20 protein-coding genes are annotated in these 25068 nt (G+C 69.1%); 9 read left to right on the top strand and 11 right to left on the bottom strand.

Annotated features, from left to right (window positions below; all coding sequences use genetic code 11):
• Positions 1 to 47 precede the first annotated feature (47 nt).
• The 5 genes from ACE3TU_RS01390 to ACE3TU_RS01370 are packed head-to-tail and all read left to right on the top strand — an operon-like array spanning position 48 to position 5963.
• Positions 48 to 2153, top strand: coding sequence for a glycosyltransferase (locus tag ACE3TU_RS01390; RefSeq protein ID WP_374619238.1), 2106 nt, complete (start codon positions 48 to 50; stop codon positions 2151 to 2153).
• Between the two features lie 12 nt (positions 2154 to 2165).
• On the top strand, positions 2166 to 3194 hold the full coding sequence (locus ACE3TU_RS01385; RefSeq protein WP_374619235.1) for a GDP-mannose 4,6-dehydratase: 1029 nt from the start codon (positions 2166 to 2168) through the stop codon (positions 3192 to 3194).
• Positions 3191 to 4276 carry a GDP-mannose 4,6-dehydratase gene (gmd, locus tag ACE3TU_RS01380; protein ID WP_374619233.1) on the top strand — a complete coding sequence of 362 codons (1086 nt, stop codon included), beginning with the start codon at positions 3191 to 3193 and terminating at the stop codon, positions 4274 to 4276. The genes ACE3TU_RS01385 and gmd overlap by 4 nt, the downstream gene beginning before the upstream one ends.
• A 5-nt stretch (positions 4277 to 4281) precedes the next feature.
• A complete protein-coding gene (locus tag ACE3TU_RS01375) occupies positions 4282 to 5214 on the top strand; it encodes a GDP-L-fucose synthase family protein (RefSeq protein ID WP_374619230.1) in 933 nt (310 codons plus the stop codon).
• A gap of 2 nt (positions 5215 to 5216) precedes the next feature.
• Positions 5217 to 5963 (top strand): glycosyltransferase family 2 protein, encoded by a 747-nt coding sequence (locus ACE3TU_RS01370; protein ID WP_374619228.1) that lies wholly within the window; start codon positions 5217 to 5219, stop codon positions 5961 to 5963.
• Positions 5964 to 6066: 103 nt separating this feature from the next.
• Here the strand turns inward: ACE3TU_RS01370 and ACE3TU_RS01365 are convergent, their stop codons facing one another.
• The 6 genes from ACE3TU_RS01365 to ACE3TU_RS01340 all read right to left on the bottom strand — a co-directional run bounded on the left by ACE3TU_RS01365 (position 6067) and on the right by ACE3TU_RS01340 (position 14359).
• On the bottom strand, positions 6067 to 7104 hold the full coding sequence (locus ACE3TU_RS01365) for an ABC transporter substrate-binding protein (protein ID WP_374619225.1): 1038 nt from the start codon (positions 7102 to 7104) through the stop codon (positions 6067 to 6069).
• Positions 7105 to 7149: 45 nt separating this feature from the next.
• Positions 7150 to 8397 (bottom strand): DUF1501 domain-containing protein, encoded by a 1248-nt coding sequence (locus tag ACE3TU_RS01360; RefSeq protein WP_374619222.1) that lies wholly within the window; start codon positions 8395 to 8397, stop codon positions 7150 to 7152.
• Positions 8398 to 8411: 14 nt separating this feature from the next.
• Positions 8412 to 10082: a DUF1800 family protein gene (locus tag ACE3TU_RS01355; protein ID WP_374619220.1), complete on the bottom strand. Its 1671-nt coding sequence runs from the start codon at positions 10080 to 10082 to the stop codon at positions 8412 to 8414.
• A gap of 172 nt (positions 10083 to 10254) precedes the next feature.
• Positions 10255 to 11082, bottom strand: a complete 828-nt coding sequence (locus ACE3TU_RS01350; RefSeq protein WP_374619217.1) for an ABC transporter ATP-binding protein — start codon at positions 11080 to 11082, stop codon at positions 10255 to 10257.
• Position 11083: 1 nt separating this feature from the next.
• The gene (locus ACE3TU_RS01345; protein WP_374619215.1) at positions 11084 to 11938 is read right to left on the bottom strand and encodes an ABC transporter permease; all 855 of its coding nucleotides are present in this window, start codon (positions 11936 to 11938) and stop codon (positions 11084 to 11086) included.
• Between the two features lie 285 nt (positions 11939 to 12223).
• A complete protein-coding gene (locus tag ACE3TU_RS01340; protein ID WP_374619213.1) occupies positions 12224 to 14359 on the bottom strand; it encodes a methyl-accepting chemotaxis protein in 2136 nt (711 codons plus the stop codon).
• Between the two features lie 187 nt (positions 14360 to 14546).
• Between ACE3TU_RS01340 and ACE3TU_RS01335 the strand changes: the two genes are divergently transcribed.
• A complete protein-coding gene (locus tag ACE3TU_RS01335) occupies positions 14547 to 15341 on the top strand; it encodes an orotidine 5'-phosphate decarboxylase / HUMPS family protein (RefSeq protein WP_374619211.1) in 795 nt (264 codons plus the stop codon).
• On the opposite strand, the gene ACE3TU_RS01330 is transcribed toward ACE3TU_RS01335, so the two are convergent.
• Positions 15269 to 16168, bottom strand: a complete 900-nt coding sequence (locus ACE3TU_RS01330) for a GGDEF domain-containing protein (protein ID WP_374619208.1) — start codon at positions 16166 to 16168, stop codon at positions 15269 to 15271. The genes ACE3TU_RS01335 and ACE3TU_RS01330 overlap by 73 nt on opposite strands.
• A gap of 203 nt (positions 16169 to 16371) precedes the next feature.
• The gene (locus ACE3TU_RS01325; RefSeq protein ID WP_374619205.1) at positions 16372 to 18300 is read right to left on the bottom strand and encodes a class I SAM-dependent methyltransferase; all 1929 of its coding nucleotides are present in this window, start codon (positions 18298 to 18300) and stop codon (positions 16372 to 16374) included.
• Positions 18301 to 18427: 127 nt separating this feature from the next.
• On the opposite strand from ACE3TU_RS01325, the gene ACE3TU_RS01320 reads away from it, so the two are divergent.
• The 3 genes from ACE3TU_RS01320 (at position 18428) to ACE3TU_RS01310 (ending at position 21625) form a co-directional block, all read left to right on the top strand.
• Positions 18428 to 18874, top strand: coding sequence for a hypothetical protein (locus ACE3TU_RS01320; protein WP_374619203.1), 447 nt, complete (start codon positions 18428 to 18430; stop codon positions 18872 to 18874).
• Positions 18875 to 18978: 104 nt separating this feature from the next.
• The gene (locus ACE3TU_RS01315) at positions 18979 to 19725 is read left to right on the top strand and encodes a DUF6065 family protein (protein WP_374619200.1); all 747 of its coding nucleotides are present in this window, start codon (positions 18979 to 18981) and stop codon (positions 19723 to 19725) included.
• 82 nt (positions 19726 to 19807) lie between these two features.
• Positions 19808 to 21625 (top strand): glycosyltransferase, encoded by a 1818-nt coding sequence (locus ACE3TU_RS01310; RefSeq protein ID WP_374619198.1) that lies wholly within the window; start codon positions 19808 to 19810, stop codon positions 21623 to 21625.
• Here the strand turns inward: ACE3TU_RS01310 and ACE3TU_RS01305 are convergent.
• The 3 genes from ACE3TU_RS01305 to ACE3TU_RS01295 all read right to left on the bottom strand — a co-directional run bounded on the left by ACE3TU_RS01305 (position 21599) and on the right by ACE3TU_RS01295 (position 24961).
• Entirely contained in the window at positions 21599 to 21898 is a 300-nt protein-coding gene (locus ACE3TU_RS01305) for a PqqD family protein (RefSeq protein WP_374619196.1), read from the bottom strand. The two genes, ACE3TU_RS01310 and ACE3TU_RS01305, sit on opposite strands and share 27 nt — an antisense overlap.
• Positions 21882 to 23933, bottom strand: a complete 2052-nt coding sequence (locus tag ACE3TU_RS01300; RefSeq protein WP_374619193.1) for a glycosyltransferase — start codon at positions 23931 to 23933, stop codon at positions 21882 to 21884. Before ACE3TU_RS01300 ends, ACE3TU_RS01305 begins: the two co-directional genes overlap by 17 nt.
• A gap of 110 nt (positions 23934 to 24043) precedes the next feature.
• The gene (locus tag ACE3TU_RS01295; protein ID WP_374619190.1) at positions 24044 to 24961 is read right to left on the bottom strand and encodes a LysR family transcriptional regulator; all 918 of its coding nucleotides are present in this window, start codon (positions 24959 to 24961) and stop codon (positions 24044 to 24046) included.
• Positions 24962 to 25068 lie beyond the last annotated feature (107 nt).

The following is a 25068-nucleotide window of genomic DNA, read 5'->3' as shown; positions in this document are numbered from 1 at the left end:
AGGCCGTCCCGATATGTCGTTGCACAGTCGTCGGGGAAGCCGGATCAATGCCATCGGGAAATGACCTTGCGACGCCGGCCAGTTCAGCGGCGCAGCCGCTGACCATTGCGGTCGATCTGTTTCCACTGATTCCCGGTGTCTCCGGCGGCATTGTTCCCTGGATCGAGGGCGTGCTGCGCGAAATGGTGCGGCTCTACCCCGGCGATCGGGTGATGCTGTTCCACCGGCCAGGTGCCTGTCCGATCGATGTCGACGGCGACAGGGTGCGGTGCCTGCCGCTCGACGCGCACCCGGTGCTTTTCTACGAGCAGATGACGCGCCACTGCGAGCGGGAGGGCGTTCAGGCGGTCATCCGCAGCTATCCGCAGGAGCAGCACCCGGCCATCGCGTTCGAGCGGCAGATCTTCACCATCCCCGACATCCAGCACGACCATCTGCCGGAGAACTTCGCGCGGTCGGTGCTGGCCGTCCGTCGCCGGGCGTTCGCCTACGCCCTCTCCTGCGGTGGCGCGGTGGCGACCATGACCGAGCACTCGCGCTCGACGGTGACCGGCCATCCCTGGACGATGACGGACGACGTCTTCCTGATGCCGGCGGCGCTGACCGAGGAGTTGCGCACCGAGCGGGCGACGGTCGAGCCGCCGAGCCAGGTCGCCCGGTTCGACCGCTACTTCTATTTTCCCGCCAACCTCTGGCCGCACAAGAACCACCGGCGGCTGTTCGAGGCGCTGCGGCTGGCCCTGCCCGACCTGCCGGCGCGCACCGGCCTGGTGCTCACCGGAAATGCGGAGGGACTGGCGGCGATGCTGGATGGGTTCGAGGACCTGCCCATCCTGCATCTCGGCTACGTGACGCGCGAACAGGTCGCTGCCCTCTTTCAGGGGGCGGAGGCGCTGGTCTATTTCTCGCTCTTCGAGGGCTTCGGCATGCCGCTGCTCGAGGCGTTCCACCACGGCGTGCCGGTCCTGTGCAGCAATACCACCTCGCTGCCCGAGGTGGGGGGCGATGCGGTGCTGGCCTGCGATCCTGCCGACATCGATGCGATGGCGGTCCTGATGCGCCGGATCGTCACCGAGCCCGGACTGCGCGAGGCGCTGCTCGCCCGGGCCCCGGGGCGGCTTGCCGCCTACGACTGGGCGGTCCCGGCCCGGGCGCTGCGAGCCGGCCTCGAGCGCCGCGCCGCGGCCCTGCCCCGGCCGGCGAGGCGGCTGCGGGTCAGCCTCGTCATGCCGACGCGCAACCACGCCGAGTTCATCCGTCGCTCCATCGACAGCGTCCTCAAGCAGGGCTACCCGGACCTCGAACTGCTCGTCGTCGACGGCGCTTCGAGCGATGGCACGATCGAGATCCTGAACAGCTACGGGGACCGGATCAAGTGGCTGTCGGAGCCCGACACGGGGCAATCGGACGCCATCAACAAGGGCATGGGCCGGGTGACGGGCGACATCCTCGGCTACCTCAACTCGGACGACATCCTGCTGCCTGATGCGATCGAGAAGGTGGTCGCCTACTTCGCCGGGCACCCCGAGTGCGACATGGTCTACGGCGATGCCGACTTCATCGACAGGGGCGGGTGCATCATCGGCGCCTATCCCACTGCCGGGTTCTCGTTCGAGCGGCTGATGAGCGATTGCTGCGTCTGCCAGCCGGCGGCGTTCTGGCGGAGGCGCGCCAGCGAGCGGACCGGCCCGTTCAGCACCGACCTGCAGACGGCGATGGACTATGAATACTGGCTGCGGCTCGCATCGGACGGGGCGATCATCCACCATTGTGCCGACAAGTGGGCGCAGTCACGCCTGCATGAGGGCGCCAAGACGCTGACCCTGCGCGGCACGGTGTTCAAGGAGGTGTTCGCCATCTGCCGGGCGCAGGGCGGATATGTCAGCTATGGCTACCACAATGGCCTGTGGTCCTACCGGCTGTACGAGAGCTGGCGCGGCGGGCCGGTGCTGAGGCGGTTCCTGCCATGGGTGCACCGCGTGCCGGCGCTCGCCCAGTTCGGCGCGCAGGCGCTTGGCCTGGGCAACCGGGTCACCCGGGCCCAGGTGGCGCGCACGCTGTTCCGCGCCATCGACCAGCGCCACCCCCGGTTCGGGGGACTCGTCCGGCGGGCGTGGGGCCGTTCGTCGCTGCTGCGCCGCAGCCTCAGCTGACGGTTGCCGGTCATGTCGAGGCGCGCACTCATCACCGGCATCACGGGGCAAGACGGCTCCTACCTGGCCGAACTGCTGCTGGAAAAAGGGTACCAGGTGGTCGGATTCGCCCGCGAGCAGAGCTGGTACCGTCCGCACGCGGCGAGCCATCTGGCCGGCCGCGTCGACATCGTGTTCGGGGACATCACCGAAGGCGTCGACATCGTGCATGCGGTGCGCCAATCGCAGCCCGACGAAATCTACAACCTGGCCTCGCAGTCGCGCCCGGGCGACTCCTGGTCCCGTCCGTCCGACACGCTGCTGGTCAACGGGGTTGCGGCGGTTCGCCTGTTCGAGGCGGTGCGGCACAACCGGCCGGAGGCGCGGGTCTACCAGGCATCGTCATCGGAGATGTTCGGCGCGACCGGCCTTGACGCCCAGAACGAGGGAACGGCCTTCAAGCCGGTCAGCCCGTACGCGGCGGCCAAAGTCTACGCCCACCACATGGCCGGCATCTATCGCAAGGGCTACGGCCTGCACATTTCGGCGGGCATCCTGTTCAACCACGAAAGCGAGCGACGCCCGCTCGATTTCCTCAGCCAGAAGGTCGCCTATGGCGCCGCCTGCGCCGCTCTCGGGATTGCCGACTCGCCGGACCGGAACGAGCGGGGTCGCCCGATCGTCGAGGCCGGGCGCCTGGCGCTGGGCAATCTGGAGGTCTCTCGCGACTGGGGCTACGCGCCGGACTTCGTGCGTGCCATGTGGATGATCTGTGCTGAGGCCGAGCCGCAGGACTTCGTCATCGGCACCGGCCGGCTGCACACGCTTGGGCAATTGTGCGAGATTGCCTATCGCAGCGTCGGCCGGGACTGGCAGGAGTTCGTGTACAGCGATCCGGCACTGGTGCGCCCGCTCGAACCCGAAACGACGAGGGCCGACCCGGCCCGGGCGAGCGAGACGCTCGGCTGGCGTCCGAGCGTCGGCTTCGAAGAGATGATCACCCGCATGGTGATGGCGCAGGTCAGGCGGCTGGAGGCCGGACACATGGAGAGGCAAGCGTGAAGAAGAAGGCGCTCATCACCGGCGTGACCGGCCAGGACGGCTCGTATCTGGCGGAACTGCTGCTGGGCAAGGGCTACGAGGTGCACGGCATCAAGCGGCGTTCCTCGCTGTTCAATACCGCCCGGATCGACCACCTCTACCAGGACCAGCACGAGAGCGACGTGCGGCTGTTCCTGCACCATGGCGACCTGACGGACAGCTCGAGCCTGATCCGCATCATCCAGCAGGTGCAGCCGGACGAGATCTACAACCTCGCGGCGCAGAGCCATGTGGCGGTGAGCTTCGAGGAGCCGGAGTACACGGCCAATTCCGACGCGCTCGGTGCGCTGCGCATCCTCGAGGCCATCCGCATCCTGGGGCTCGACCGCAAGACGCGGTTCTATCAGGCCTCGACCTCAGAACTGTACGGGCTGGTCCAGGAGATACCGCAGCGCGAAGCGACGCCCTTCTATCCGCGCTCCCCCTACGCCGTCGCCAAGCTCTATGCCTACTGGATCACCGTCAACTACCGCGAAGCCTACGGCATCTACGCGTGCAACGGCATCCTGTTTAACCACGAGAGCCCGCGGCGCGGCGAGACCTTTGTGACGCGCAAGATCACCCGGGCGCTGGCCCGCATCAAACTGGGGATGCAGGACTGCCTCTACCTCGGAAACCTCGACTCGCGCCGCGACTGGGGACACGCGCGCGACTACGTCGAGATGCAGTGGCTGATGCTGCAGCAGGAGAGGCCGGAGGACTTCGTCATCGCCACCGGCGTGCAGTACAGCGTGCGCGACTTCCTCGTCGCGGCGGCTGCCGAGGTCGGCATGGCGGTGCGCTGGGAGGGGGCGGGCGGCGGCGAGCGAGGCTACGACGCCGATGGGCGCTGCATCGTCCGTGTCGACCCCCGCTACTACCGTCCCACCGAGGTCGAGACCCTGCTCGGTGACCCGACCAAGGCCCGCGAAAAGCTCGGCTGGCAGCCGCGTACCACCTTCCATGAGCTGGTGGCAGAGATGATGCGGGAAGACCTGAAGGCGGCCGAGCGCGACGAACTGGTGGCCGCACACGGCTATTCGGCCTACAGCCAGAACGAGTGACGCGGATGGACAAGCACGCCAGGATCTTCGTTGCCGGTCATCGCGGCATGGTCGGTTCGGCGCTCGTCCGCCGCCTCCGTGCCGGCGGGTACAGCAACGTCATCACCCGCGCTCGGGACGAACTCAACCTTGCCGACCAGCGGGCCACCGAGGCCTTCCTCGCCGCGGAGCGGCCCGACTACGTGTTCTTTGCCGCCGCCAGGGTCGGCGGCATCCAGGCCAATAACACCTATCGCGGCGAGTTCCTCTACCAGAACCTGATCATGGAACTGAACGTCATCCATGCGGCCATGCGCGCCGGCGTCGAGCGGCTGCTGTTCCTCGGGTCGAGCTGCATCTACCCGCGCGACAGCCGGCAGCCCATTTCCGAGGATTCGCTGCTGACCGGCCCGCTCGAGGCCACCAACGAGCCCTACGCGATCGCCAAGATCGCCGGCGTGAAGCTGTGCGAGGCCTACAACAGCCAGTACGGCACCAGGTACCTGTCGGCGATGCCGACCAACCTGTACGGGCCCAACGACAATTACGACCTCAGCAGCAGTCACGTCCTGCCGGCCCTGCTGCGCAAGGCGCATGAGGCCAAGCTCTCGGGGGCGGACGAGCTGGTGATCTGGGGCTCGGGCCGGCCGTTGCGCGAATTCCTGTATGTCGACGACACGGCCGATGCGCTGGTGTTCCTCATGGAACAGGGGATCGAGTCCGGACTCTACAATGTCGGCACGGGTCAGGACATCTCGATCCGGGAGCTGGCCGAAGTGATCATGGAGATCGTCGGTTTCAGCGGGCGGATCGTCTATGACGCCAGCAAGCCCGACGGCACGCCGCGCAAGCTCCTCGACGTCAGCCGGCTGAGAACGCTCGGCTGGTCGGCCTCCACCGGCCTCAGGGATGGCATCGCCCTCACCTATCGTGACTTCCTCGCACACCACGCCGGCTGAGCATGCCGCCCGGCGTCACCATTGCCGTGCCCTCGTTCAATCAGGCGGACTATCTGGACGAGGCCCTGCGGTCCATCTTCGCGCAGGACGTGCCCTGCGAGGTCTACGTCATGGACGGCGGGTCGACGGATGGGTCGGTAGACCTGATCAGGTCGTGGTCGCCCCGGCTCGCCGGCTGGCGGTCCGCTCCCGATGGCGGGCAGTCCGCGGCGATCAACAACGGCATCGCATCCGGTCGCGCGCCCTATGTCACCTGGCTCAACAGCGACGACTTCCTGCTCGAGGGGGCGCTGTCCCGCCTGATCGGCCGGCTCGAGGACCTGCCAGCGGCGCCGTTCTGCCACGGGCGCACCTGGGATCAGGACGAAACCAGCGGACGGCGGAAATCGACCTGGGTGGAGCCGGTTTCCGAGGCCCGGCTGGCGCTGCGGTGCGTCGTTTCGCAACCGGGAACACTGGTGCGCCGCTCCGCCTGGGAGGCGCTGGGTGGGCTCGATCCCGGCCTGCAGATGGCCATGGACTACGATCTGTGGTGGCGGCTCTGGCGCCGCTTCGGGGCCCCTGCCTTCCTCGACGAGTTCGTCGCGGTCAACCGCGTGCACGCCCTGACCAAGACCAGCACGCGTCGACGGGAGCACTATCGCGAGGCCATGGAGGTGGTCCGCCGGCACCATGGCCGCGTGCCGCTGAAGTGGTGGCTCGCCCAGCCGCTCCAGGTCTGGATTCGCAGCCGCTTCCGGGAGCTGTGACCACGCCGGCGCCCGCCGCTTGCCCCACGATACCAGGCGGGCGTGCCGGGATCGCAGGCCCGCTGCCGGGGCGACCGGATGGCCGCCCCGTCGCGGAGCCCTGTCAGGGCTTGTCGAGGCCGGTGTCCGCGGCGCCGAGCGTCGCGAGGGCGGCATCGACGAACTGGCGGTTGACGATGTCGTCGGCGGTGACCGCCTTCACATCCTTGAAGTCGGGGTTGGAATAGGTGAAGGCCACGGTCTTGGCGAGTTCACCGGGGTTGAGACAGCCATTGACGCACCAGCGGCCGGCGAGGAACCCGGCGGTATTGTCGAGCGTCGCCTTCGGCAGGTCGTCGCGGACGGCGGTCACCGCATCCACCCACTGGGCGGGATTGGCCTCGAAGTAGCGCGATGCCTCGACCAATGCCGTCACGAAGCGCTGCAGCGCCTCGGGCTTGCTGGCAATGGTGCTGTCGAGGGTCGCAACGAACTTGGACAGGCCGGGGGAGGCGGCGGAGAAATCCTCCGGCGAGACGAGCACGCTGATCCCGGGGGCATCGGCGATGGCGAGATAGGTGCCGTAGGAGACGGTGGTCGCGTCGACCTTGCCGGCCGCGAGCGCCTGGACGCGGGCCGCCGGCGCCCCGATGGGCACGTAGCTCGGGCCATCCGCCGGAACGCCCCTCGAGGCCAGCACCACCTGGGTCAGGCTGTGGTCGAGGCTGCCATTGTCGGCAATGGCGTAGCTGCGACCGACGAGGTCGCCAACCGTGGCGATCTCCGACTTCGCGGCGATCAGGAACGGCGCCCCGAGCGTGCCCGAGACGATGCCACGGATCGGCAGGTCGCTGTCGGCGCGCAGCCGGATCGCCGCCTCGATGCTGATGTCGGCCATGTCGACCGCGCCGGAATTCAGGGCCGCGACGGCCTGCGGCGTGCCTTCGAGCGCGACGATGGTCACCTTGACCCCGTGCTTCTCGTAGAGCCCCAACTGCACGGCGAGCTTGAGCACCGAGTCGGTCGTGGGGTTGATGTCGGTGTCGGCCGTTGCCAGCTTCAGTTCCAGCATGTCGGCCGGCTTGTCCTGCGCGGCGGCCCCGCCGATCGAGGCCGCGAGGGCAAAGCCGAGGGCAAGTACGGGTAGAATTGTCCTGTGCATGTTGTTCGCTTTCCTTGGTGGTGCCGGTTTCCGGCGGAGTCCGAGCTAGTCGCGAGCGGCGAAGATCGGGATCGCCCCGAAGTTCTGCTTGAGGATCGCCGCGGCCTGTTCGTGGCCCATCCACCCCTCGATCAGGGTGGAGTAGATGCGGCGGAAGTCGGTGGTGAACCTGAGATTGCCGTCATCGAGATCGGTCAGGCTGGGCATTTCGCCATAGTGACCGCCTTGCACCGGCTTGCCGATGACGAAGGCGGGGCCGGCGGTGCCGTGATCGGTGCCCATGCTGGTGTTCTCGGCCACCCGGCGACCGAATTCGCTGAAGGCCATCAGCACGACGTCGTCGCCACGACCGATGCGTTCCATGTCGCGCATGAAGGCGGCGATGTGGTCGGACGTGTAGGACCACAGGCGGGCGTGGACATCGGCCTGGTAGACATGCGTATCGAAGGCATTGTGGCGATAGGGGACGTAGTAGACCTTGGTCGGGAAGTCGGCGGCGATCAGTGCCGCGACCTTCTCGAGACCAAACGGAACCAGTCCGTAGTCGATGGGCGAGCTGTAATCGTTCCAGGCGTCACGCACGAGCTGCTCCGAGCTGCTGGCGCTGGCGGCGATGTCGCACAGGAAGGCCTCGGCCGGGTTGGCGCTGCCATTGCCGCGCTGGTCGATGGCCCCCAGCGCGTCCTTCTGGCTGTCGAACATGTGGCGGGTGAACTTGGCCGGATCGTCGAAGACCAGCGGGACGTGGTGCATCGAGCGCACCGCCAGTGACTGGTGATCGTCGACGTTGACGAGGAGGTTGGTGACGTGGCCGAGCGGGTCGATGGCATCGGCCATGCGTCCAAGCCAGCCATAGGCCTCGCCGCTGTTGGGCGCACCGGTCTGCCAGAACGCCATCGAGGAGAAGTGCGAGAACGACGGCTGATCGTAGCCGACGCCATGGACGATCGCCATCTCGCCGTCCTTGTAGAGCCGCTCGAAGCCGGCCATCGTCTTCTGGAAGCCGAAACGGTCGTCGATCTGCAGCAGCCGGTCCGGCCGGATGCCGAGCCGGGGGCGGGCCCGGTAGTAGGCGTCGTCGGCATGCGGGATGACGGTATTGAGCCCGTCATTGCCGCCCGACAGTTCGACGATGACGAGGATGCGGTCATTGGCGCCCGCCCGGTCGTCGGCAAGGTTCGACCAGACGGGCGAGGCACTGATGCCGCCGGCTTCGCCGAGCACCATGCTGCCGAAGCCCGCCTGCGTCAGGGTGCGCCGTTCGCCGGCGGTCAACGAGGTCTTCTTCACCATCGGCGGGTCTCCGGTCAGGCCAGCTGGTACTGGGGTGAACTCATGATCAGGTGGGCGACGAGCCGCAGGCCGTGCTCCATGTAGGTGTCGGCCTCGGCGAGCCTGTCGGTGCCGAGTTCCTCGGTCAGCGTCGCAATCAGACGCGAGCGAGCGGCCTCGGCGAGCGGAACCCGCAGCAGGCGGTGCAGCAGAGCGTCGACGGCCTCCGCGGCGGTCGATGCGCCGGCCTCGCCGACCATCCGGGCGAGGCTGAAGTCCGCGGCGGCGCGGGGGATCGGCTTCAGCCGGCGCAGCGCTTCCTGGTACCCCATGAGGCTGGCATAGCGGGTATTGAAGGTCTCCCGGATGCCGTCGGCGGAGCTGAGCGCAGCCCCCTCCTCGAGCGTCGCCGCGGTGATCTCCATGCCTTCGAGGATGTTGCGGTTGACGCGCCGGATCTCTGCCCCCGGATCATTGTTGGGGTCGGCGAACTCGATGACGTTGGGAAACACCACCTCGCGGGCGAAGTTGGCCCGCTCGAACAGCAGCCCCGGGGTGATCCAGGATCGACCTTCGCCCCAGCCGGCGACGGTGGGCGGGTTGAGCAGCACCTGGCCAAGCGTCCGGCCAACCGTGTGCGGATCGGGGATGCCGGGCAGCGCGGTGAGGCCCAGTTTCCGGTAGGTCGAGACGATCAGTTCGGTCGGCGACTTGATGTGGGTGCCGACCGAGGCCTCGCAGTAGAAATCCTCCGACAGAAAGAGCGTCCTGAGGAACGGCGCGATCGCGTAGTTGCCATCGCGCAGCAGTGCCCCCAGCCGCTCGGCAAAGGCCGGCGACACCTCCTCGCGCACAAAGAAGCGGTAGAGCTTGGTGGCGATGTAGATGCCGGTCTGCGGTTGCTCGAGGATAATGGCGAGGATGTCGTCGCCGTCGAACCGGCCCTCGCGGCCGAGGAACCGCTTGACCCCGTCATCGTGCTTGTCCCGATCGAAGACGAAGCTCAGGTCGTCATTGCCCCAGCCGGTGAAGGCGCGGGCCGCCTCGCGGATGTCGTCCTCGCTGTAGTGGCCGACGCCCATGGTGAACAGTTCCATGACCTCGCGGCCGAAGTTCTCGTTGGGCGCGCCTCGGACATTCTGGGAGGCATCGAGATAGACCAGCATCGCCGGGTCCTTGGACACGGCAACGAGCAGATCGGCGAAGCTGCCGGAGGCGCCGCGCCGCAGCGTCTCGAGCTGCAGGGCGATCTTGCGGTAGTCGCGCAGCTTCTCCTCGCCGGTGGCGAAGTGCCCATGCCAGAACAGGGTCAGCTTTTCCTCGAGCGGGCGCGGCGTCCGCAGCATGCGATCGAGCCACCAGAAGGCGAGGCGGCGCGTCTCGAGCGCGGTGGCGCGAAGCCAGTAGAAGAAGCGGTTGGTGACCGGCTGCAGCGGCCGGCTGCCGCCCGGCTTGACGCGGACGCCCATGGCAGAACCGGTCTGTTCGGCGAGTTGTGTCGCGGCGGGCCGGCTGACGGGAAAGTCCTTGAGGGACGGGTCCCAGAGGCCAGATTCCTCGAATGACGGCAGGCCGCCGTCATCGATGGCCGCGTAGTCGACGAGGCTCGCAACCGCGGCCTCTGGGGACAGGGCGGCGAGGCGTGCCACCTCATCCGGCCGGCCACCGAAGCCGGCCCGCTCGATGAGATGCGCTGCCTGCTGCATCCCCCATTCCGACCGCCCTATGGGCGTCAACGTCTCAGCCCTCGGCCGGCTCATCAAGCGATCCTCGTCATCGAGTTGCCCCGATTTTCTCCCGCACGGAAATTGCTGCCCACGCCGCCGGACAACCAGTCACGCAACGCCAATGCTGCTTATTGGGGAACCCGAAGACGTCTCAGGCGGGGCCGGCCGTATCGGGAAACGCCCGCGCCAGTTCCTCGAGCTCGAGGCCGCTGCGTCCCATCGCCTGGATGCGTTCCCACAGGTGCGCGCGCAGGGCGGCGAAGGCGGGGAGGGCCCGCGGGTCGGTCTGCCAGCGGGGCTCCGGCAGGTCGACCTCGACGATCTCGTCGATCCGGCCCGGCCTCGGCCGCAGCAGCACGATCCGCTGCGACAGCAGCACCGCCTCGTCGATGTCATGGGTGACGAAGACGATCGCCATGCGGCGGCGTGACCACATCTGCAGCAGTTCGCCGCGCAGCACCTCGCGCGTCATGGCGTCGAGGGCGGCGAAGGGCTCGTCCATCAGCAGCACACTGGGCTCGACCGCCAGGGCCCGGGCAAGGCCGACGCGCTGCTGCATGCCGCCCGACAGCTGGTGCGGGTAGGATTCGGCGAAATCGCGCAGGCCCACGGCGGCGAGCAGGGCGCGGGACCGTCGCTTCTGCTCGGCCCCGGGATGGCCACGCAGGGCGAGGGCGAACTCGATATTGCCGGCAATGGTCCGCCACGGCAGCAGGCGCGCCGACTGGAACACCATGGCGAGGTCGGGGCCGGGGCTGGGCGGTGCGCCCATGACCTCGACAGTGCCCGCGTCCGGCTCGATCAGCCCGTTGATCAGGCGCAGCAGCGTGGTCTTTCCGCAGCCGCTCGGCCCGACGAGGCTGACGAACTCGCCGGGCTGCACGTCGAAGCTGATGTCGTCGAGGGCGCGAACGGCGCCATTGGCGAAGGACTTGCTGACATGCCGCAGCGAGATCAGCGGCCGGGGCGCGGTCTCCATCTCAGCGTCCGTCGGTCAGCCGCCAGCGGGCGAAGCGTCGTTCGGCAAGGCGCAGCAGAGCAGTGATCAGCGTGCCCAGCACCATCAGGACGATGACCACCGCAAAGTAGCGATCCATCTGGAAGCGGTTACCGGCGGTCACAAGGAGGCCGCCGAGCCCCGACTGGGCCATGGTCAGCTCGGCGATGACGGTGCCGACGGTGCAGATCGCCGCGCCGATCCTGAGCCCGCTCAGGATCGAGGGCAGGGCGTCCGGCACCATGATGCTCCAGAACAGTCGCGCCCGCCTGGCGCCGAAGGCCTGGCCCATCTCGACCAGGTCGCGGTTGGCGTTGGCGACGCCCGCCGCGGTGTTGATCAGGATGGGAAAGACGGCCGCGTTCCACACCACCACCACCTTGGCCTCGGTATAGAGGCCGAACCAGACGATGATCAGCGGGATGAAGGCGGCGCCCGGGGTGGAGTTCATGGCGTTGACGAACGGATCGAAGACGCGTCCGAGGACGCGGAAGCCTCCGAGCAGGATGCCGATGGCGATGCCGCTCGCTGCCGAGAGCAGGAAACCCAGCCCGACCACCGTCAGGGATTCCCCGAGCCCCCTCAGCATGGTGCCGTCCGACCACATCCTGATGCTCTGTTCCAGCACGGCATCGGGCCGCGGCATGGTGAGCTTGCCGGCAACGGCGTTGAGCGCGTACATGCCGGCGATCAGCAGCAGCACGATCAGCACCTGCGCGCCGAGGATATAGCCGCTTTCCTGGTGTCGCCGCCGGGGCGCCGTCTGCCCGGCCGGGGCAGGGGCCCGCCGGTCCGCCCGATCGGCAGGCGCGTGCGGCCTGACCATCTCCTCCGTCATGGAGGCTCCCCTGCTGTTGTGCGGCCATGCCGAGGCCGGACGCCCGGCAGCATCTGCCTGTCTATGAGGTGCCACGGGGAAGCTCAAATACCGGGAATCCAATACCGAGCATCAGAATAATCACTGCCGCGACCCGGGGCGCCAGGGAACTCCCCGGCCGGGTGAGGCAGAGACGGGATCATGTCCGGCCGCCGAGGGCCCCAAGGCAGCGTCTCGCCGGACGGACGCCGGGGTGGCGTCCGTGAGGCTCGGCGGCTCGTGCCTCCGGCGCGGCCCCCCGCAGCCTCAGCGTCTCTGGCTTGCCCGAAGCGGAGCGGTGGCGCGCGTCGTCGCATGCCGGCCGTCGCCTGTCCGGTACTGGAACGTGCCGACGGCGGCGGCGAGGTGTTCGGCCTGGGTCTCGGTCTGCTCGATGGCGGCGTTCGTCTCTTCGGCGAGCGCGGCGTTGTGCTGGGTGATCTCGTCGAGCTGGTCGACGGCCTGCGCCACCGCGGCGACGTCCTCGGCCTGGTGGGCGCTGGAGCGGGCGAGACCTTCCATCAACTGCTGCGACTCGGCGGCCAGCCCCGCCACCTTCTCGAGCAGGGCCCCGGCGCTCGAGACCAGCCGGACGCCATTGGCGACGTCACGGCCGGTAGTCTCGATCAGCCGCTTGACGTCCTGGGAGGCGGTGGCGGCCGATTGCGCCAGGCGCCGCACTTCGATCGCCACCACGGCGAAGCCCTTGCCGGCATCGCCGGCGCGAGCCGCCTCGACCGAGGCGTTGAGCGCCAGCAGGTTGGTCTGGAAGGCGATGTCGTCGATCATGCTGATCACGTCGAACACCTTCTGCGAGGAGGCCGTGGCTTCGCCCATGGCGCCGTCCGCCTCGATCATGACGGAGCGGCCGTCCTGCGCGGTCTCGGCCACGCGCGAGGCGATCTGGCCGGCCTTGCCGACCCCTTGCGAATTCTGCGCGACGGCGTCGCGGAGCGCGATGATCCGCCCGGCCGTGTCCTTGAGGCGTTCGGCCTGGACGCTGCTGCGCGCCGACAGGTCGTTGGCGCCGGCAAGGATCTCGGAGGTGGCGGAGCGGATGGCAGACGACGCTGTCTGGATGCTGGCGATGGTCTGCGCGAGCTTCTCGACGGTGGCATTGAACGCCTCGACCACCCGGCCGAGTTCGCCGGTGAAACCCTCCTCGAGGCGACAGTCGAGGTCTCCGTCGGCGAGCCGGCCGAGCGAGCGGGACAGTCCCTCGACAAGCCGCTGCTGCTCGGTCGCTGCCCTCGTCTGTTCGAGCAGACTGGCCTCGCGCTCCGACTGGGCCTGCTGCTCGAGCTGCAGGGCGGCCTCGCGCGCCGCGCTCTGCGCGGTGGCCGCTTGCCTCAGCCGCTGCACCGTGACCGTCTTCAGATACTCGACCGCCGCGGCGATGGCGGCGAGCTCGTCGCGACCGCCCAGGGCCCTCAGTTCGGCGTTGTCGTCATCGGCGAGGCTGCGAATGTCGGCCTCGAGGCGACGGACATTGCGCAGGATGCTCTGGGCGAACAGCCAGGTGACGCCGAACACCACGGCGACGAGCAGCAGGGCCGAGAGCAGGGACTGCACCAGCGTGCTGACGAAACGATCGATGCGCTGCTGCAGCAGCGTCGTCAGCGTCTCGACCGCACGGCCGCGCAGCGCGTCGCTGGCGGCGATGAAGTCCCGCTGGGCCGCGGCGACCGCATCCTGGTTTCGGCCGCCGGGCGCCGCGAGGCCGGTAATGCCGACATTGAGCGCCGCGTAGAGTCCGTCGGCGGATGCGGCGAAGGCGGCGATCACGCCGCCCATCCGCTCGGCGACGAGGCCGGTCCTGTTGCCGGACAGCGCCGAGTCGTAGGAACTGCCCAGCGCCTTGACGTTGGCGGCGAGGCCGCCGAGGCCGGCGACGAGGTCGATGCGGGTCTGATCCGGGACGACCGCCGAGCCTGCCGCGGCGAGGAACGCCTCGACCAGTTCCGCCGAGCTGTCGAGGGCGAAGGGCAGTCGTCCGAGCAGGATGTCCATGACGTAGTAGCTGTCGAGATCGGGGTCGAGGATCAGGTTCGAGGTGTCGCCGACCCGGGCGATCATGCCGCGCAGGGCTTCGCGCACCTCCTGGCCGGCCGGTCCGGCCACGGCCGCCCCGCGCAGCGCGGTCATCTGTGCGCCGAGGTCGAGCTGCGGCGACGCAGCCGTCAGCGCCTCGAGGTCCGCGAGCCTGGCCGGCGACTCGCCTCGGGCGACGCGCGACAGGTCTTCGAGCAGTGGCGCCAGCACCGCCACGCCGCTCAGCTCGCGGTCGGCGAAGCTGATCTCCTTGAGGCTCTGCGATACGAACAGGTTGCCCAGAAACAGCACCGACAGCAGCGACAGCAGCACGATGAGTGTCAGCCGGTGGCTGATGGAGAGTTTGCGCATTTGCGTCCCCCGGAATGCAATCGATATCATTGCCGAACTTGATTAAGTTCTGGTTGAAGATAAATAGCCCAAGTCATTGGCAGGCCGCCTATTTCTTGTGCAACCAAGACATGAAGTGCCGACTTGACGTCCGCGGCGGAGCGCTGGAGTGTGGTTTCGGCCGCCCGGCCGGAGGAGCCTGTTACCGATGACATCGCCTGCCGCACCCGTGCCGAGCGCCTCGGCGCGCGTTCTCGAGCTGTTGAAGAGCCGCCTCAGCTTCCAGATCTCGGTCGATACCGACAATGTGCCGCAAGGGCTGGTCGTGGCCGAGGCCGGGCTCGCGGCCGGGGTCACGCTGGTCGAGCTGGGCACGCCGCTGCTCAAGACCGAGGGTGTGCGCAATGTCGTGCCGATCTTCCGGCAGCGCTTTCCGGATGCTCTGCTGCTCGCCGACATGAAGAGCATGGATGGCGCTTCCTACGAGGCGGCCGGCGTCTACCAGGGGGGCGGCAACGTCATCGACTTTCTCGCCCTCGCGGGCGTTGCGAGTGCTCGCGGCGTCTGCGCGGTGCGGGACGACTACCGTCGGCGGGCCCCGGACGTGCCGCGCCTCGCCTTCGCCGACATCCTCCTGCCGCATCAGGGACCGGCCGGCCGTGCCGTCGAGGTGGCGCGGCAAATGGTCGATGCGGGCGTCGACGGAGTGGGGCTGCACCTGCAGCTCGACGCGCGCCGGGCCGATCCCGCATTGCTGGCATCGAGCCATCTGGCCGATGCCGCACTGGCGGTGTTCGAGGCGGTCGGCGCGGAGGTTTCGGTGCAGGTGGTCGGCGGCCTCAGCATCGCACAGGCGCGCCACCTCGCGGCCGGGGGGCTCAGGGCCTTCGTCATCAGCGGCAACATGGGGCTGCCCGATGCCGTCGGGCGCTACGGCTTGCCGCCGGCGGAGATGACCGGGTTGATGGCGACGTTCATCCGCGAGGTCAGCGCCGCCGCGTGAGGCCGGTCGGCTTCGGCGACAGCCGGCCGGGCCGGGCGATCACCGTCCGCCGGCGGCGCCGAGCTGACCCGATTGCGGCCCGCGGCCTTGGCCCGGTAGAGCTGACGATCGGCGGCACTGAGCAGGTCGTCGAGGCCGAACCGCTCGCCCGATGCGGCGGCGACGCCGATGCTGACCGTCACGCCCTCCGGCACGGCGGGGATGGCGAGGGCGGCGATATCCTCGCGCAGCTGCTCGGCGAGAACGGCAGCCACGCCGATCGCGGTGGCCGGCAGCAGGATGCAGAATTCCTCGCCGCCCCAGCGGCCGAGCACGCTGGCGCGGCGGCTGCAGCACTGCGCCACGGCGATCAGCGCCGCGTCGCCGGCGGCATGCCCGTACCGATCATTGAGCTGCTTGAAGTGGTCGATATCGAGCATCAGCAGCGCCACGGGGTCGGCGTCCTCGGCCGCAAGGGCGAGAAAAGCCTCGGCGCTATCGATGAAGTGCCGCCGATTGCCGATCCCGGTGAGCGGGTCGGTCCGCGCCAGCGAGGCGAGCGCCCGCTGTGCATCGGCCAGCCGGTAGGCGAGCGACATCACCACCACCCCGACCAGCGGCGAGATCACCGCCGGCGTCAGGATGGCGAAATAGAGCCACTCCTCGAGGGCGATGCGCGGCAGCGTCAGGTGAATGCTGACGCCGGTGATCAGCACCGACGAGATCACCGAGAAGCCGGCGATCACCAGCACCGCCCGCACGAGCCCGATGCGCAGCAGCCAGGCCGTCAGCGCTCGGCCGGCCTGTCCGACAACACCAGCACTGCCCGGTCCCGCGTCATCCTGCATGCAGCGATACTCGCCCCCCCGTCTTTCGGTGCCGTTAGTCGGGAACGGTAATTTTGTCCTAGTCCGCTGCGCCGGCCCGGAGCACGCGATGCCCGCCCCCGTCGGGCGACCACGCGGCGCGAGTGTCGGATGGCAGCCTTGGCGAACCCGTGGCGCTGGCCGGACGGTTGCGGGTCTGTCTGGACCCTGATGGCCTCTCCCCCCTACTCGGAGGCCGCCAGTATCTCCTCGAGGCCACGCGGGTCGGGGCGGAGGGCGTCGCAGCGGTCTTCGGCGATGAACGAGAACGGGGTATCGATGAAGCGGGCCACGGCCTCGTCGTAGTGCCCGGCGAGCACCCCGGAGCCGGGGTCGAGCCTGCGCACCAGGGTGAGGCCGGTGGGGGCCGCGGGCAGGGTGACGATCTCGAGATCCGGCCGGTAGTGGTCGAGGCAGAGGACGAGCTTCCAGACGTCGCCGCTGTGGAAGGCGGTGTCGAGCGTCCGGCGCTGCGTCGGCTCGTCGAGCGGCAGGGTATCGTGCAGCAGGATGGTCGAACCGGGCGCGCAGAGGCGCTCGACATGGATGAAGTCCCGCAGCGCCTGCTCGAACAGATGGAGCCCATCGATGAAGGCGAGGTCGATCGGTCGACCACCGGTGATCGGGCGGGACCCGTCGCGGGCGAAGAAGGCATCGCTCGTCTCGTTGAAGATGTGGACCTCGGCTGCGAGCGGTACCTGCGGCCGCGGCGCGGGGTCGATGCCGATGGCGATGGTCGGTGAGCGCACCCGCGCCAGCGACATGCCCCAGGCGACGCCGATCTCGAGATAGCAAGCCGGTCGCAGCAGTCGGTGGATGTCGGCGAGTCTGGCGAGATAGTCGGGCCCCGGAAAGCGCAGCGCCGCCAGGCCCACATGCGCGGCCACGAGATTGGGCTCGAGCGCGAGGGCCTCGAGCAAGGCAGCCTTTGCCTCCGCGTCGCGGCCGATGCGCCGCAGCCCCTCGGCACGGGCAAGCAAGACTCCGGCTTGCTCCGGTCGCTTCAGCCCGGCGATGCTCGGCAGCCAGCGTCCAAGGCGACGGAGAACGGCCTGCGGTCCCGGATCGTGCGGGGCGCGCCGGCGGGCCTCCCGTGCCACCGCGGCGCCGGCGGCGAGCCTGCCGGCGGCCGCTTCCTGCTCGGCCAGGCCGACCAGTTCGTCGATCTGGGGCACCGTGATGTCGCCGGGCTGCCGGTGCCCTTCCGCGCTGCTGCGGGGCTCGTCGCGGGGCGTCCCGAAGACCAGGAGGGGGACGGTTCTGGGAGCCGCGAGCGGTCGGCCGCGCAGGGTCCGGTACTGGCTGTGCCAGCTTTCGAGCAGGGCATGATGCGCCGCGTCGTCGGCGCTGGTCTCGAGGCCGCCATGCACCTGGTGGAAGGTGCCCTCGCCGAGCAACACGAGGAGTTCCGCCTGGGGCAGTTCCAGGGCACGGCGGAACAGGTCGCGGCCGAGGAAGCCGCCCGTGGGCAGGCCGAAGCGCTCATCGACCCCGCCGAGCGCCTGCCAGCGCGACCGAGCCAGCACCGGAAAGCTCGCTTCCTCGATCGGGCCCGGCCAGACGGGGGGAGACGCGTCGTCGGGGGCGGCGATGTCGAATAGTCGGTAACCGTCGGCCGGCCAGCCGATCGCCTCGAGCAGCCGATCCTCTTGCGCCGCATCGTAGCCGGCGGCGACGGCATGGCGCTGCAGGTCGTTGCCCAGGTGCCAGCCGAGCGGGGTGACGAGGGCGCCCGGGCGAGCGGCGAGGCCGGCCAATGCCATCGCCAACAAGCCGGGGGAGGCGATCCGGGCGCCGTCGAGCAGCACGCCCACCGCATTGCCCCGGGCTGCGCCGAGGCCGGCGTTGATGGCGCCGGCGAGGGGGGCGGGGAGGGCGGGAGGTCGCACGAGCCGCAGGTTCGGGCCGAATCGCTCGAGTTGGCCGGCCTGCAGCGATGGCGCACGCCCGGCATCGACGACGATGATCTCGTAGTCGGCCGCGGCGATGCCGCGCTGGTAGGGCGGGGTGAGCGACAGCAGTGTGCGCGGCGCCTCGCGCGGCATGCCGCAGATCACGACGAGCACCGACAGGGCCGGCCGGGCGTCCCGGCGCCAGGGCAAAAAGCGATTCATGCTGAACGCCTTAGCGTCCCGGTGCAGGGCAGTCAAAGCCCGCTGCCCCGTTGCGGGGCGGCTTTTCCTCGTGCTAAGGGGATGAACGTATGCGTGCATCAAGACGTGCGCAGCGTTGGGGGCAGATGTGGACGACAATGACGACAAGCGCCAGCTGACGCGGCGCCAGTTGGTGACGATGCTTGCGGCGAGCGGCGCAGCTGCGCCCATGGTGCTGCCGAGCAAGTGGACGCGGCCGGTGATCGACATGATCGTGGTGCCGGCGCATGCGCAGTCCTCGCCGGTGAGCTGCCTCGATGTGGGCTCGCTCGAGAACGTGCAGTTCGACGACGACACGCGCATCGTGCTGGCGCAGACGGCACCGCCCACCACCAGGGGGCGGGTGACCTACCCCCCGGTCACCACCGCGGTGCCGACAACCCCGATGCCGACGACCACGACAATGTCGACCACCGTCATGCCGGTGACGACGACAACAACTACGACGACGACGACCACGACCACGACCACGACGACGACGGAGCCGCCGCCCACGACCATGCCGGCGCCAGGCACGACGAGTTGCTACGTCTAGCGCGCCAGCGCAGCATGTTGGTCGAACGCAGCCTCGGAGGCGGACCTGGACGACAGGGACGACAAGCGTTCAGGTTCACACTCGGCGCCGGCGACAGAGTGACCATGCCGACACGGTTCACCGCCTATCGCCTGGATGACGATGCGCCGCCGCTGGTGCCGGGGACGCCCGAGCGCGGCTGGATGGACCGGCTCGACAAGTTCGCCTATCGCTGCATCCCGCTGACTGTCGCCAATACCAGCGGCTGGGAGCTGCTGTCGCCGCGCAGCTTCATGGCGACCTGGACCGGTGGCCCGCTCGCCCAGGACATCACCCTTACTGCCATTGATGGCGGTGACCCCGATCTCGGCCACCTGGTCGCATCGCACTTCCACTATGGCATCCTGACCTTTCATCCCGGCTACATCTTTCGCACCGATCCGGGCTGGGCACTGCAGGTGCGCGGCTCGCCCAACCTCCTGCGTGACGGCATCGCGCCGCTCGACGGGCTCGTCGAGACCGACTGGATGCCGTTCACCTTCACCATGAACTGGCAGTTCACCCGCCCTGGTTCGGTGATGTTCATGAAGGGCGACCCGTTCTGCTTTTTGACCCCGATCGAGCACGTGGCCCTCGATGCCATCACCCCGGTGGTCAAGCCGCTCTCGTCCGACCCCGTCCTCGAGGCCGAGTACGAGGCCTGGGGCGCCTCGCGCAGCGCCTTCGTGGCCCGTCTCGCTGCCGGCGAGCCGGAGGCGCTGAAGCAGGCCTGGCAGCGCTTCTACCTGCGCGGCAGCTTCGACCCCGATGGGCCGGTGCCCGAGACGCACGTGCCCAAGCGACGCCTTGCCAAACCCATAGAGCCATCCTGACGGGCAGTCCCGTCGCCTGCCGACCCCGGGACCGCGGACCCCGGACCGGCGGGTTCCGAGTGTAGTTGGAGTAGCCCCAGCCATGTCCCGCGGCAGCATCAGCCTCAATGGACGCAGCGTCAGCATCGCCCATCCCGAAGAGCTTTCGGCCGATCTCCGCCTCATCCTCGGCGACCTGCAGCCGATCGACCCGGAAGGCGCGGCCGACCTCAGGCTGACGGCCTCGGGGAGCGACCGCTACGGGCTCGAGGGGCTGGGCGATCCCCTCGTCGGGCTCGACCGGCCGTCGCTGCTGACCCATGTCGTCGACCGGGTGATCCGCGGCCTCATCGGCGAGGTCGGCTCGGATCCGGCGCTGCATGCCGGGCTGGTCTCGCTCGGCGATGGCGCGGCGCTGATCGCGGGGCCGACCGGCGCCGGCAAGTCCTCGCTCGCTGCCTGGCTGGCCTCGCGGGGCTTGCGGCTGTGGACGGACGAACTGGTGGTCCTCGCCGCGGGCGGGCGCGAGCTGGTGCCCTTGCGGCGGGCGCTGGTCGGCAAGGCAGGGACCACCGCCATTCTCGCCGAGCTACCGCCCTTTCGCGGCAAGCGGCAGGTGGCGATGGCCGGCGGCGTCGCCTATGACACCGACGCGCCGGCGGGAACCCCGCCGTCCGCCGTCCGGCTGGTCCTGTTGCCGCACTTCGAGGCGGGCGCGGCACTCACCGTGCGGGCCCTACGCCCGGCACAGGCCGGCTTCCGGCTGATGGCCTGCAACCTCAATGCGCGGAACTTCGTCGACGGCGGGCTCAACGCCATTTCGACGGCGATGGCCGGTGCGCTCTGCCTCGAGGTGACCTACAGCCATTTCGATCAGCTCGACGGCGCCTTCGAGACGCTGGCGCGCCTCGCGCTCGAAGGAAAGGTCGGGGCCGATGTCGCGGCGAGCCTGCTGCAGCTGGGGGGAGCCGCGCCCACCGCGACGTCGGTGCCGGCCGCGCCACGCCCGGTTCCGGCCGCGACGCCGGCCGGCAGGCCGCGCAGGCTCACCGTCGCGATGACCACCTACGACGATTTCGACGGCGTCTATTTCAGCGTCCAGGCGCTCAGGATGTTCCATGGCGAGGCGATCGGGGATGCCGAGATCCTCGTCATCGACAACAATCCCGACGGCATCGCGGCGCAGGCGCTCAAGGACCTCGAGACCGGCATTCCCAACTACCGCTACGTGCCGTTCCTCGAGCGGCGCGGCACCATCGTGCGCGATTCGGTGTTCGACCTCGCGGTCGGCGAATACGTGATCTGCATGGATTGCCACGTGATGTTCGTGCCCGGTTCGATCGGCCGGCTGATGGCCTATTTCGACGCCCACCCGCAGACGCGCGACCTGCTGCAGGGACCGCTGATCTATGACAACCTTTCGGGCATCTCGACGCATTTCGAGCCCGAGTGGCATGGCGGTATGTGGGGGCGCTGGGCGACCGATCCGCGCGGCGCCGATCCGGACGCCGAGCCCTTCGACATCCCCATGCAGGGCGTCGGCGCGCTGGCCTGCCGCCGCGACGCCTGGCCCGGCTACAACCGGATGTTCCGCGGTTTCGGCGCCGAGGAAGGCTATATCCACGAGAAATTCCGGCAGGGTGGAGCGCGCACCCTCTGCCTGCCGTTCTTCCGCTGGCTGCACCGCTTCCCGCGGCCGCGCGGCGTCTCCTATCCCAATCGCTGGGAGGATCGGGTGTTCAACATCATCGCCGGCTTCAACGAGCTGGGGCTGCCCGCCGAGGAGATGACGCAGCACTTCCGCGAACTGCTGGGCCAGAGCGAGGCCGACCGGCTGATCGCCGATGCCTGGCGCGAGCTGCAGATGGCCGGCGTGCCGATCGGGGCGGCGCGCTCACGCCGCCTTGCCGCTGCCGGCTGACCCGATGTTGATCACGCCCTCGGCCACCAGGTTGCCGATGCTCGAGAGCACGTCCGCGCGCACCTGCTCGGATGCTTCGGGATAGGCCCCGGCGAGCAGATCGACGACGTCGCCCACCGTGCGCTGCCCGTCGCACAGGTACAGGATCATCGCGGCAGTCTCGTTGAGAAAGTAGGCCGTGGCCCGGGCCTGGCCATAGACGACCTGCTCGCCGCCCATGTCCTGCACATGGTGGGTAGGACTGCGCACGGGAATGCTACCGAGATCGAGCACCGGAAACTCCAGGAGGGATGGGAATGGCGAGCAGGCGCCAGAACAGCTTCTGGCGCCAGGTACGGGTGTCGCCCTGTCCGAACGCGCCGCGCCGCAGCTGGCGCGGTGTGATCAGCAGCGCCGCCAGCGGCGAGAGTGGATGCTGCGGCAGGGCTTTCAGGATCGCATTGCAGCGGGGTTCGTCATAGAGCCCGCCGGCCAGCCGCAGGGCGGTGCGCGCCGCCAGCGTCGCGCCGGTCCTCGCCGCCAGCGCGGCGAACTGTGCGACCTCGACATCCGAGGTCAGGGCCCGCGCCGCCTGCCGGACGTCGGTCAGGTGCCGCAGCCGCTCGAACTGGTGCATGCTGGCATGGACGACGGCGACCAGCAGGTTGATCGTTGCCCGCGACGCATCACCGGCGGTGAGGCCGGCGTAGTCGAGCGACAGCGCGCGGCGCTGTTCCGGCATGTGCACCAGGTCCGTCTGGACCTCGACCATCACGGCAGCATTGTCGCGACGCAGCCATTTCCACTCGCCTGCCGCCGGGTTGCTCTCGGCGAGGACGAAGCCGGCCCGGCGCAGCACGCCGTCGAGCGCCTCGCGCGCCGCGGGATCGACGAGCAGGTCGAGGTCGGTGAAGGTGCGTTGCCCAACGCCGCCATAGAGGGCGCTGAAGGCGGGACCCTTGATCACCATGGCCGGCAGTCCGCCGAGCTTGCCGCCCAGATCGGCGGCCACGTCGTGCAGCATCAGCGACAGCGCCGTCGCCTCGCGCGACCGGCGCACGGCCTCGGCCTTCAGCGGGGCAAACGGCGCCTCGTTGGCGGCAAACGGGGGAAACCTGGCGATCACCGCGGCCAGGGCGCCGTGCCAGTAGGCCTGCGACACCAGGGCCTGTCCGACAGCCGGCGTCGGGGCGGCGCCCGCTGTCGCCGTTTCCTCGCCACTGCCGGTGCAGTGGAGCAGCCAGCGGAACGCCTCCGCTTCCTCGCGGCGCCGGCGGCCGCGTGTTGCGAGCCCCTGGGGCAGGCGGCGCAGTTGCCGCGTCCCTCGGGAGAACGCCGCCGCAATCTGCACCCGGCGCGCTCGCGCGGCGCGCCCCGCTCCGCGCCAGGCGGCGGCAATCTGCTCGAGTTTCTCGTCGGTGCCCGAAGCCCCCATAGCGGCGGCCTGCGCGACATGGCGTTCCGCCTCGGACAGCCGTTGCAGGTTGCCGGTGCCGCTCGCGGCCCAGAGTGCGGCATCGGCCAGCCTGACGAACAGGTCTGTCCGATCCTCGGTGGCGATCTCGAAGCGGGCGAGGTCCGCCAGGTCGGCGCGCCCAACGGCGGGGGTCGGGTCGGGGCGTCCGGCGCGGCGCTGGCGCGAGGCAAACAGGGCATAGCGGGCCGCGAGTTCCTGCTCGGGTCGCTGCCTGGTGGTGGTGTTGTCGTGCAGCCGGTAGTCCAGCAGCACGTCCGGCAGGTTGCCGAGCGGGTGGCGTTCGGCGAGGCGCAGCAGCAGGTCGTAGTCCTCGGCGTAGGCATAGTAGTCGCGGTAGCCGCCCAGTGCCCGCACCGCCTCGCGGCGGAACATCAGGGTCGGGTGTCCGACCGGTTGCCAGCCGGCAAATAGCGCCTCGCTCATCGCTTTGGCGTCGGTAGGGTAGTGGGCGAACCCCAAAGCGTTGCCGGCCGTGTCGATATACTGCATGGCGCCGCCGGCGGCCGCGACCTCGGGGTGGTCGGCAAAGAAGGCGACCTGCCGTTCGAGCCGGTCGGGCCGGGAAATGTCGTCATGGTTCATGATGGCAACGAGCGGCGCCGTCGCTCGCTCGATGCCGAGGTTCAGCGCCCGCGAGATGCCGCCATGCCCCTCGGCCACCAACACGATGCGGCTGTCGCGGCGGGCGTGGTCGGCCAGGCGTTCGAAGGTGCCGTCGGTCGATCCGTCATCGACAATGACGAACTCGAGATCTCGGTAGCCCTGGCCCAGGATGCTCTCGATGCAGGGGGCGAGCAGAGATCCGGAATTGAAGGTCGGCAGGACGACCGAAACGCCAGGGCGGACAGACACTCGCACCTACAAATACTGCACAAATGCTCAAAGGACTGCCGCAGGGGGTGAGTAGCGGGCGCGTCGCGATCGGTCAACACCCCTGGCGGGAGGATGGTGAAGACTCAGCGTCATGACGCCACGTCGGGCAGGAACGAGCGGCCATGTTCGCGCAGGAAGGCCTCGAAGGCGACCATCGCCGGGCTGGGCGTCCGGTCCGCGCGCGACACCGAGAACCAGTTGCGGATGATGGGCAGGCCCTCGACGTCGAGGATGGCGAGCCGGCCGAACTCGATCTCCTGGGCGATGGTGTGGGCGGAGATCAGCGCCACCCCCAGCCCGGCCATGACCGCCTGCTTGATGGTCTCGTTCGATCCCAGCTCGACGCCGATGTTTTCGATCCGGCCGGGAATCTCGGAGAGGAAGATGTCCAGCGCGGTGCGGGTGCCCGAGCCTCGCTCCCTGACGAGAAACTCCTCGTCGGCGATGCGCTGCTTGCGCACGGCCGGCTGACCGACCAGCGGGTGGTCCGTTGCCGCGATGATCACGAAGGGATGTTCGCCGATCTGGGTGGCCCGGACCGGGAATTCCCGCGGTGGGCGTCCCATCAGGGCGACGTCGATGCGCTGGGCCTCGAGGCTGGCGATCGTCTCGTCGCGGTTGCCCACCCACAGGCTGATCTCGAGCTCGGGGTGCAGCTTCATGAACGCCGCCATGATGGCAGGGGCGAAGTACTTTGCCGTCGACACCACGCCGAGGCGCAGCCGGCCCCGGCGCCCGCCGCGGATGGCGGCGATCTCGTCGTCGAGGCGGCGCAGCGTCTCGTCGATGTCCTGCGCCGCCTCGATCATCGCCGATCCTGCGGCAGTGGGACGCAGGCCATCCCGGGTGCGCTCGAACAGCGGTGTTCCGGCGATCCGCTCCGCCTCCTGGATCTGCAGCGAAACGGCCGGCTGGGTCAGACCCAAGTCACTGGCGGCGTTGACGATCCTGCCGGTCCGATGGACGGCGAGCACGGCCGAGAGCTGGCGAAGCGAGAGACCTTTCATGCCGCCTATATTTGAGTTCCTTATGCACAATGTAAAGGCATTAAACTTTACTTATTCCCTCATCTGGCCGCTAGCTGAGGTCAAGGCGCCACCAGATGCGCCGGGAG

It is taken from the genome of Devosia sp., from assembly GCF_041917035.1.
Classification (GTDB): Bacteria; Pseudomonadota; Alphaproteobacteria; order Rhizobiales; family Devosiaceae; genus Devosia_A.
Note: the sequence above shows the minus strand (reverse complement) of the source record. Positions and strands in the feature narration are given on the sequence as shown.

Bases quoted from the DNA above. Each gene is read 5' to 3' on its own strand.
- ACE3TU_RS01390 (WP_374619238.1), top strand. From the start codon at position 48: ATGCCATCGGGAAATGACCTTGCGACGCCGGCCAGTTCAGCGGCGCAG.
- ACE3TU_RS01385 (WP_374619235.1), top strand. From the start codon at position 2,166: ATGTCGAGGCGCGCACTCATCACCGGCATCACGGGGCAAGACGGCTCC.
- ACE3TU_RS01375 (WP_374619230.1), top strand. From the start codon at position 4,282: ATGGACAAGCACGCCAGGATCTTCGTTGCCGGTCATCGCGGCATGGTC.
- ACE3TU_RS01370 (WP_374619228.1), top strand. From the start codon at position 5,217: ATGCCGCCCGGCGTCACCATTGCCGTGCCCTCGTTCAATCAGGCGGAC.
- ACE3TU_RS01365 (WP_374619225.1), bottom strand. From the start codon at position 7,104: ATGCACAGGACAATTCTACCCGTACTTGCCCTCGGCTTTGCCCTCGCG.
- ACE3TU_RS01360 (WP_374619222.1), bottom strand. From the start codon at position 8,397: ATGGTGAAGAAGACCTCGTTGACCGCCGGCGAACGGCGCACCCTGACG.
- ACE3TU_RS01355 (WP_374619220.1), bottom strand. From the start codon at position 10,082: ATGCAGCAGGCAGCGCATCTCATCGAGCGGGCCGGCTTCGGTGGCCGG.
- ACE3TU_RS01350 (WP_374619217.1), bottom strand. From the start codon at position 11,082: ATGGAGACCGCGCCCCGGCCGCTGATCTCGCTGCGGCATGTCAGCAAG.
- ACE3TU_RS01345 (WP_374619215.1), bottom strand. From the start codon at position 11,938: ATGACGGAGGAGATGGTCAGGCCGCACGCGCCTGCCGATCGGGCGGAC.
- ACE3TU_RS01340 (WP_374619213.1), bottom strand. From the start codon at position 14,359: ATGCGCAAACTCTCCATCAGCCACCGGCTGACACTCATCGTGCTGCTG.
- ACE3TU_RS01335 (WP_374619211.1), top strand. From the start codon at position 14,547: ATGACATCGCCTGCCGCACCCGTGCCGAGCGCCTCGGCGCGCGTTCTC.
- ACE3TU_RS01330 (WP_374619208.1), bottom strand. From the start codon at position 16,168: ATGCAGGATGACGCGGGACCGGGCAGTGCTGGTGTTGTCGGACAGGCC.
- ACE3TU_RS01325 (WP_374619205.1), bottom strand. From the start codon at position 18,300: ATGAATCGCTTTTTGCCCTGGCGCCGGGACGCCCGGCCGGCCCTGTCG.
- ACE3TU_RS01315 (WP_374619200.1), top strand. From the start codon at position 18,979: ATGCCGACACGGTTCACCGCCTATCGCCTGGATGACGATGCGCCGCCG.
- ACE3TU_RS01310 (WP_374619198.1), top strand. From the start codon at position 19,808: ATGTCCCGCGGCAGCATCAGCCTCAATGGACGCAGCGTCAGCATCGCC.
- ACE3TU_RS01295 (WP_374619190.1), bottom strand. From the start codon at position 24,961: ATGAAAGGTCTCTCGCTTCGCCAGCTCTCGGCCGTGCTCGCCGTCCAT.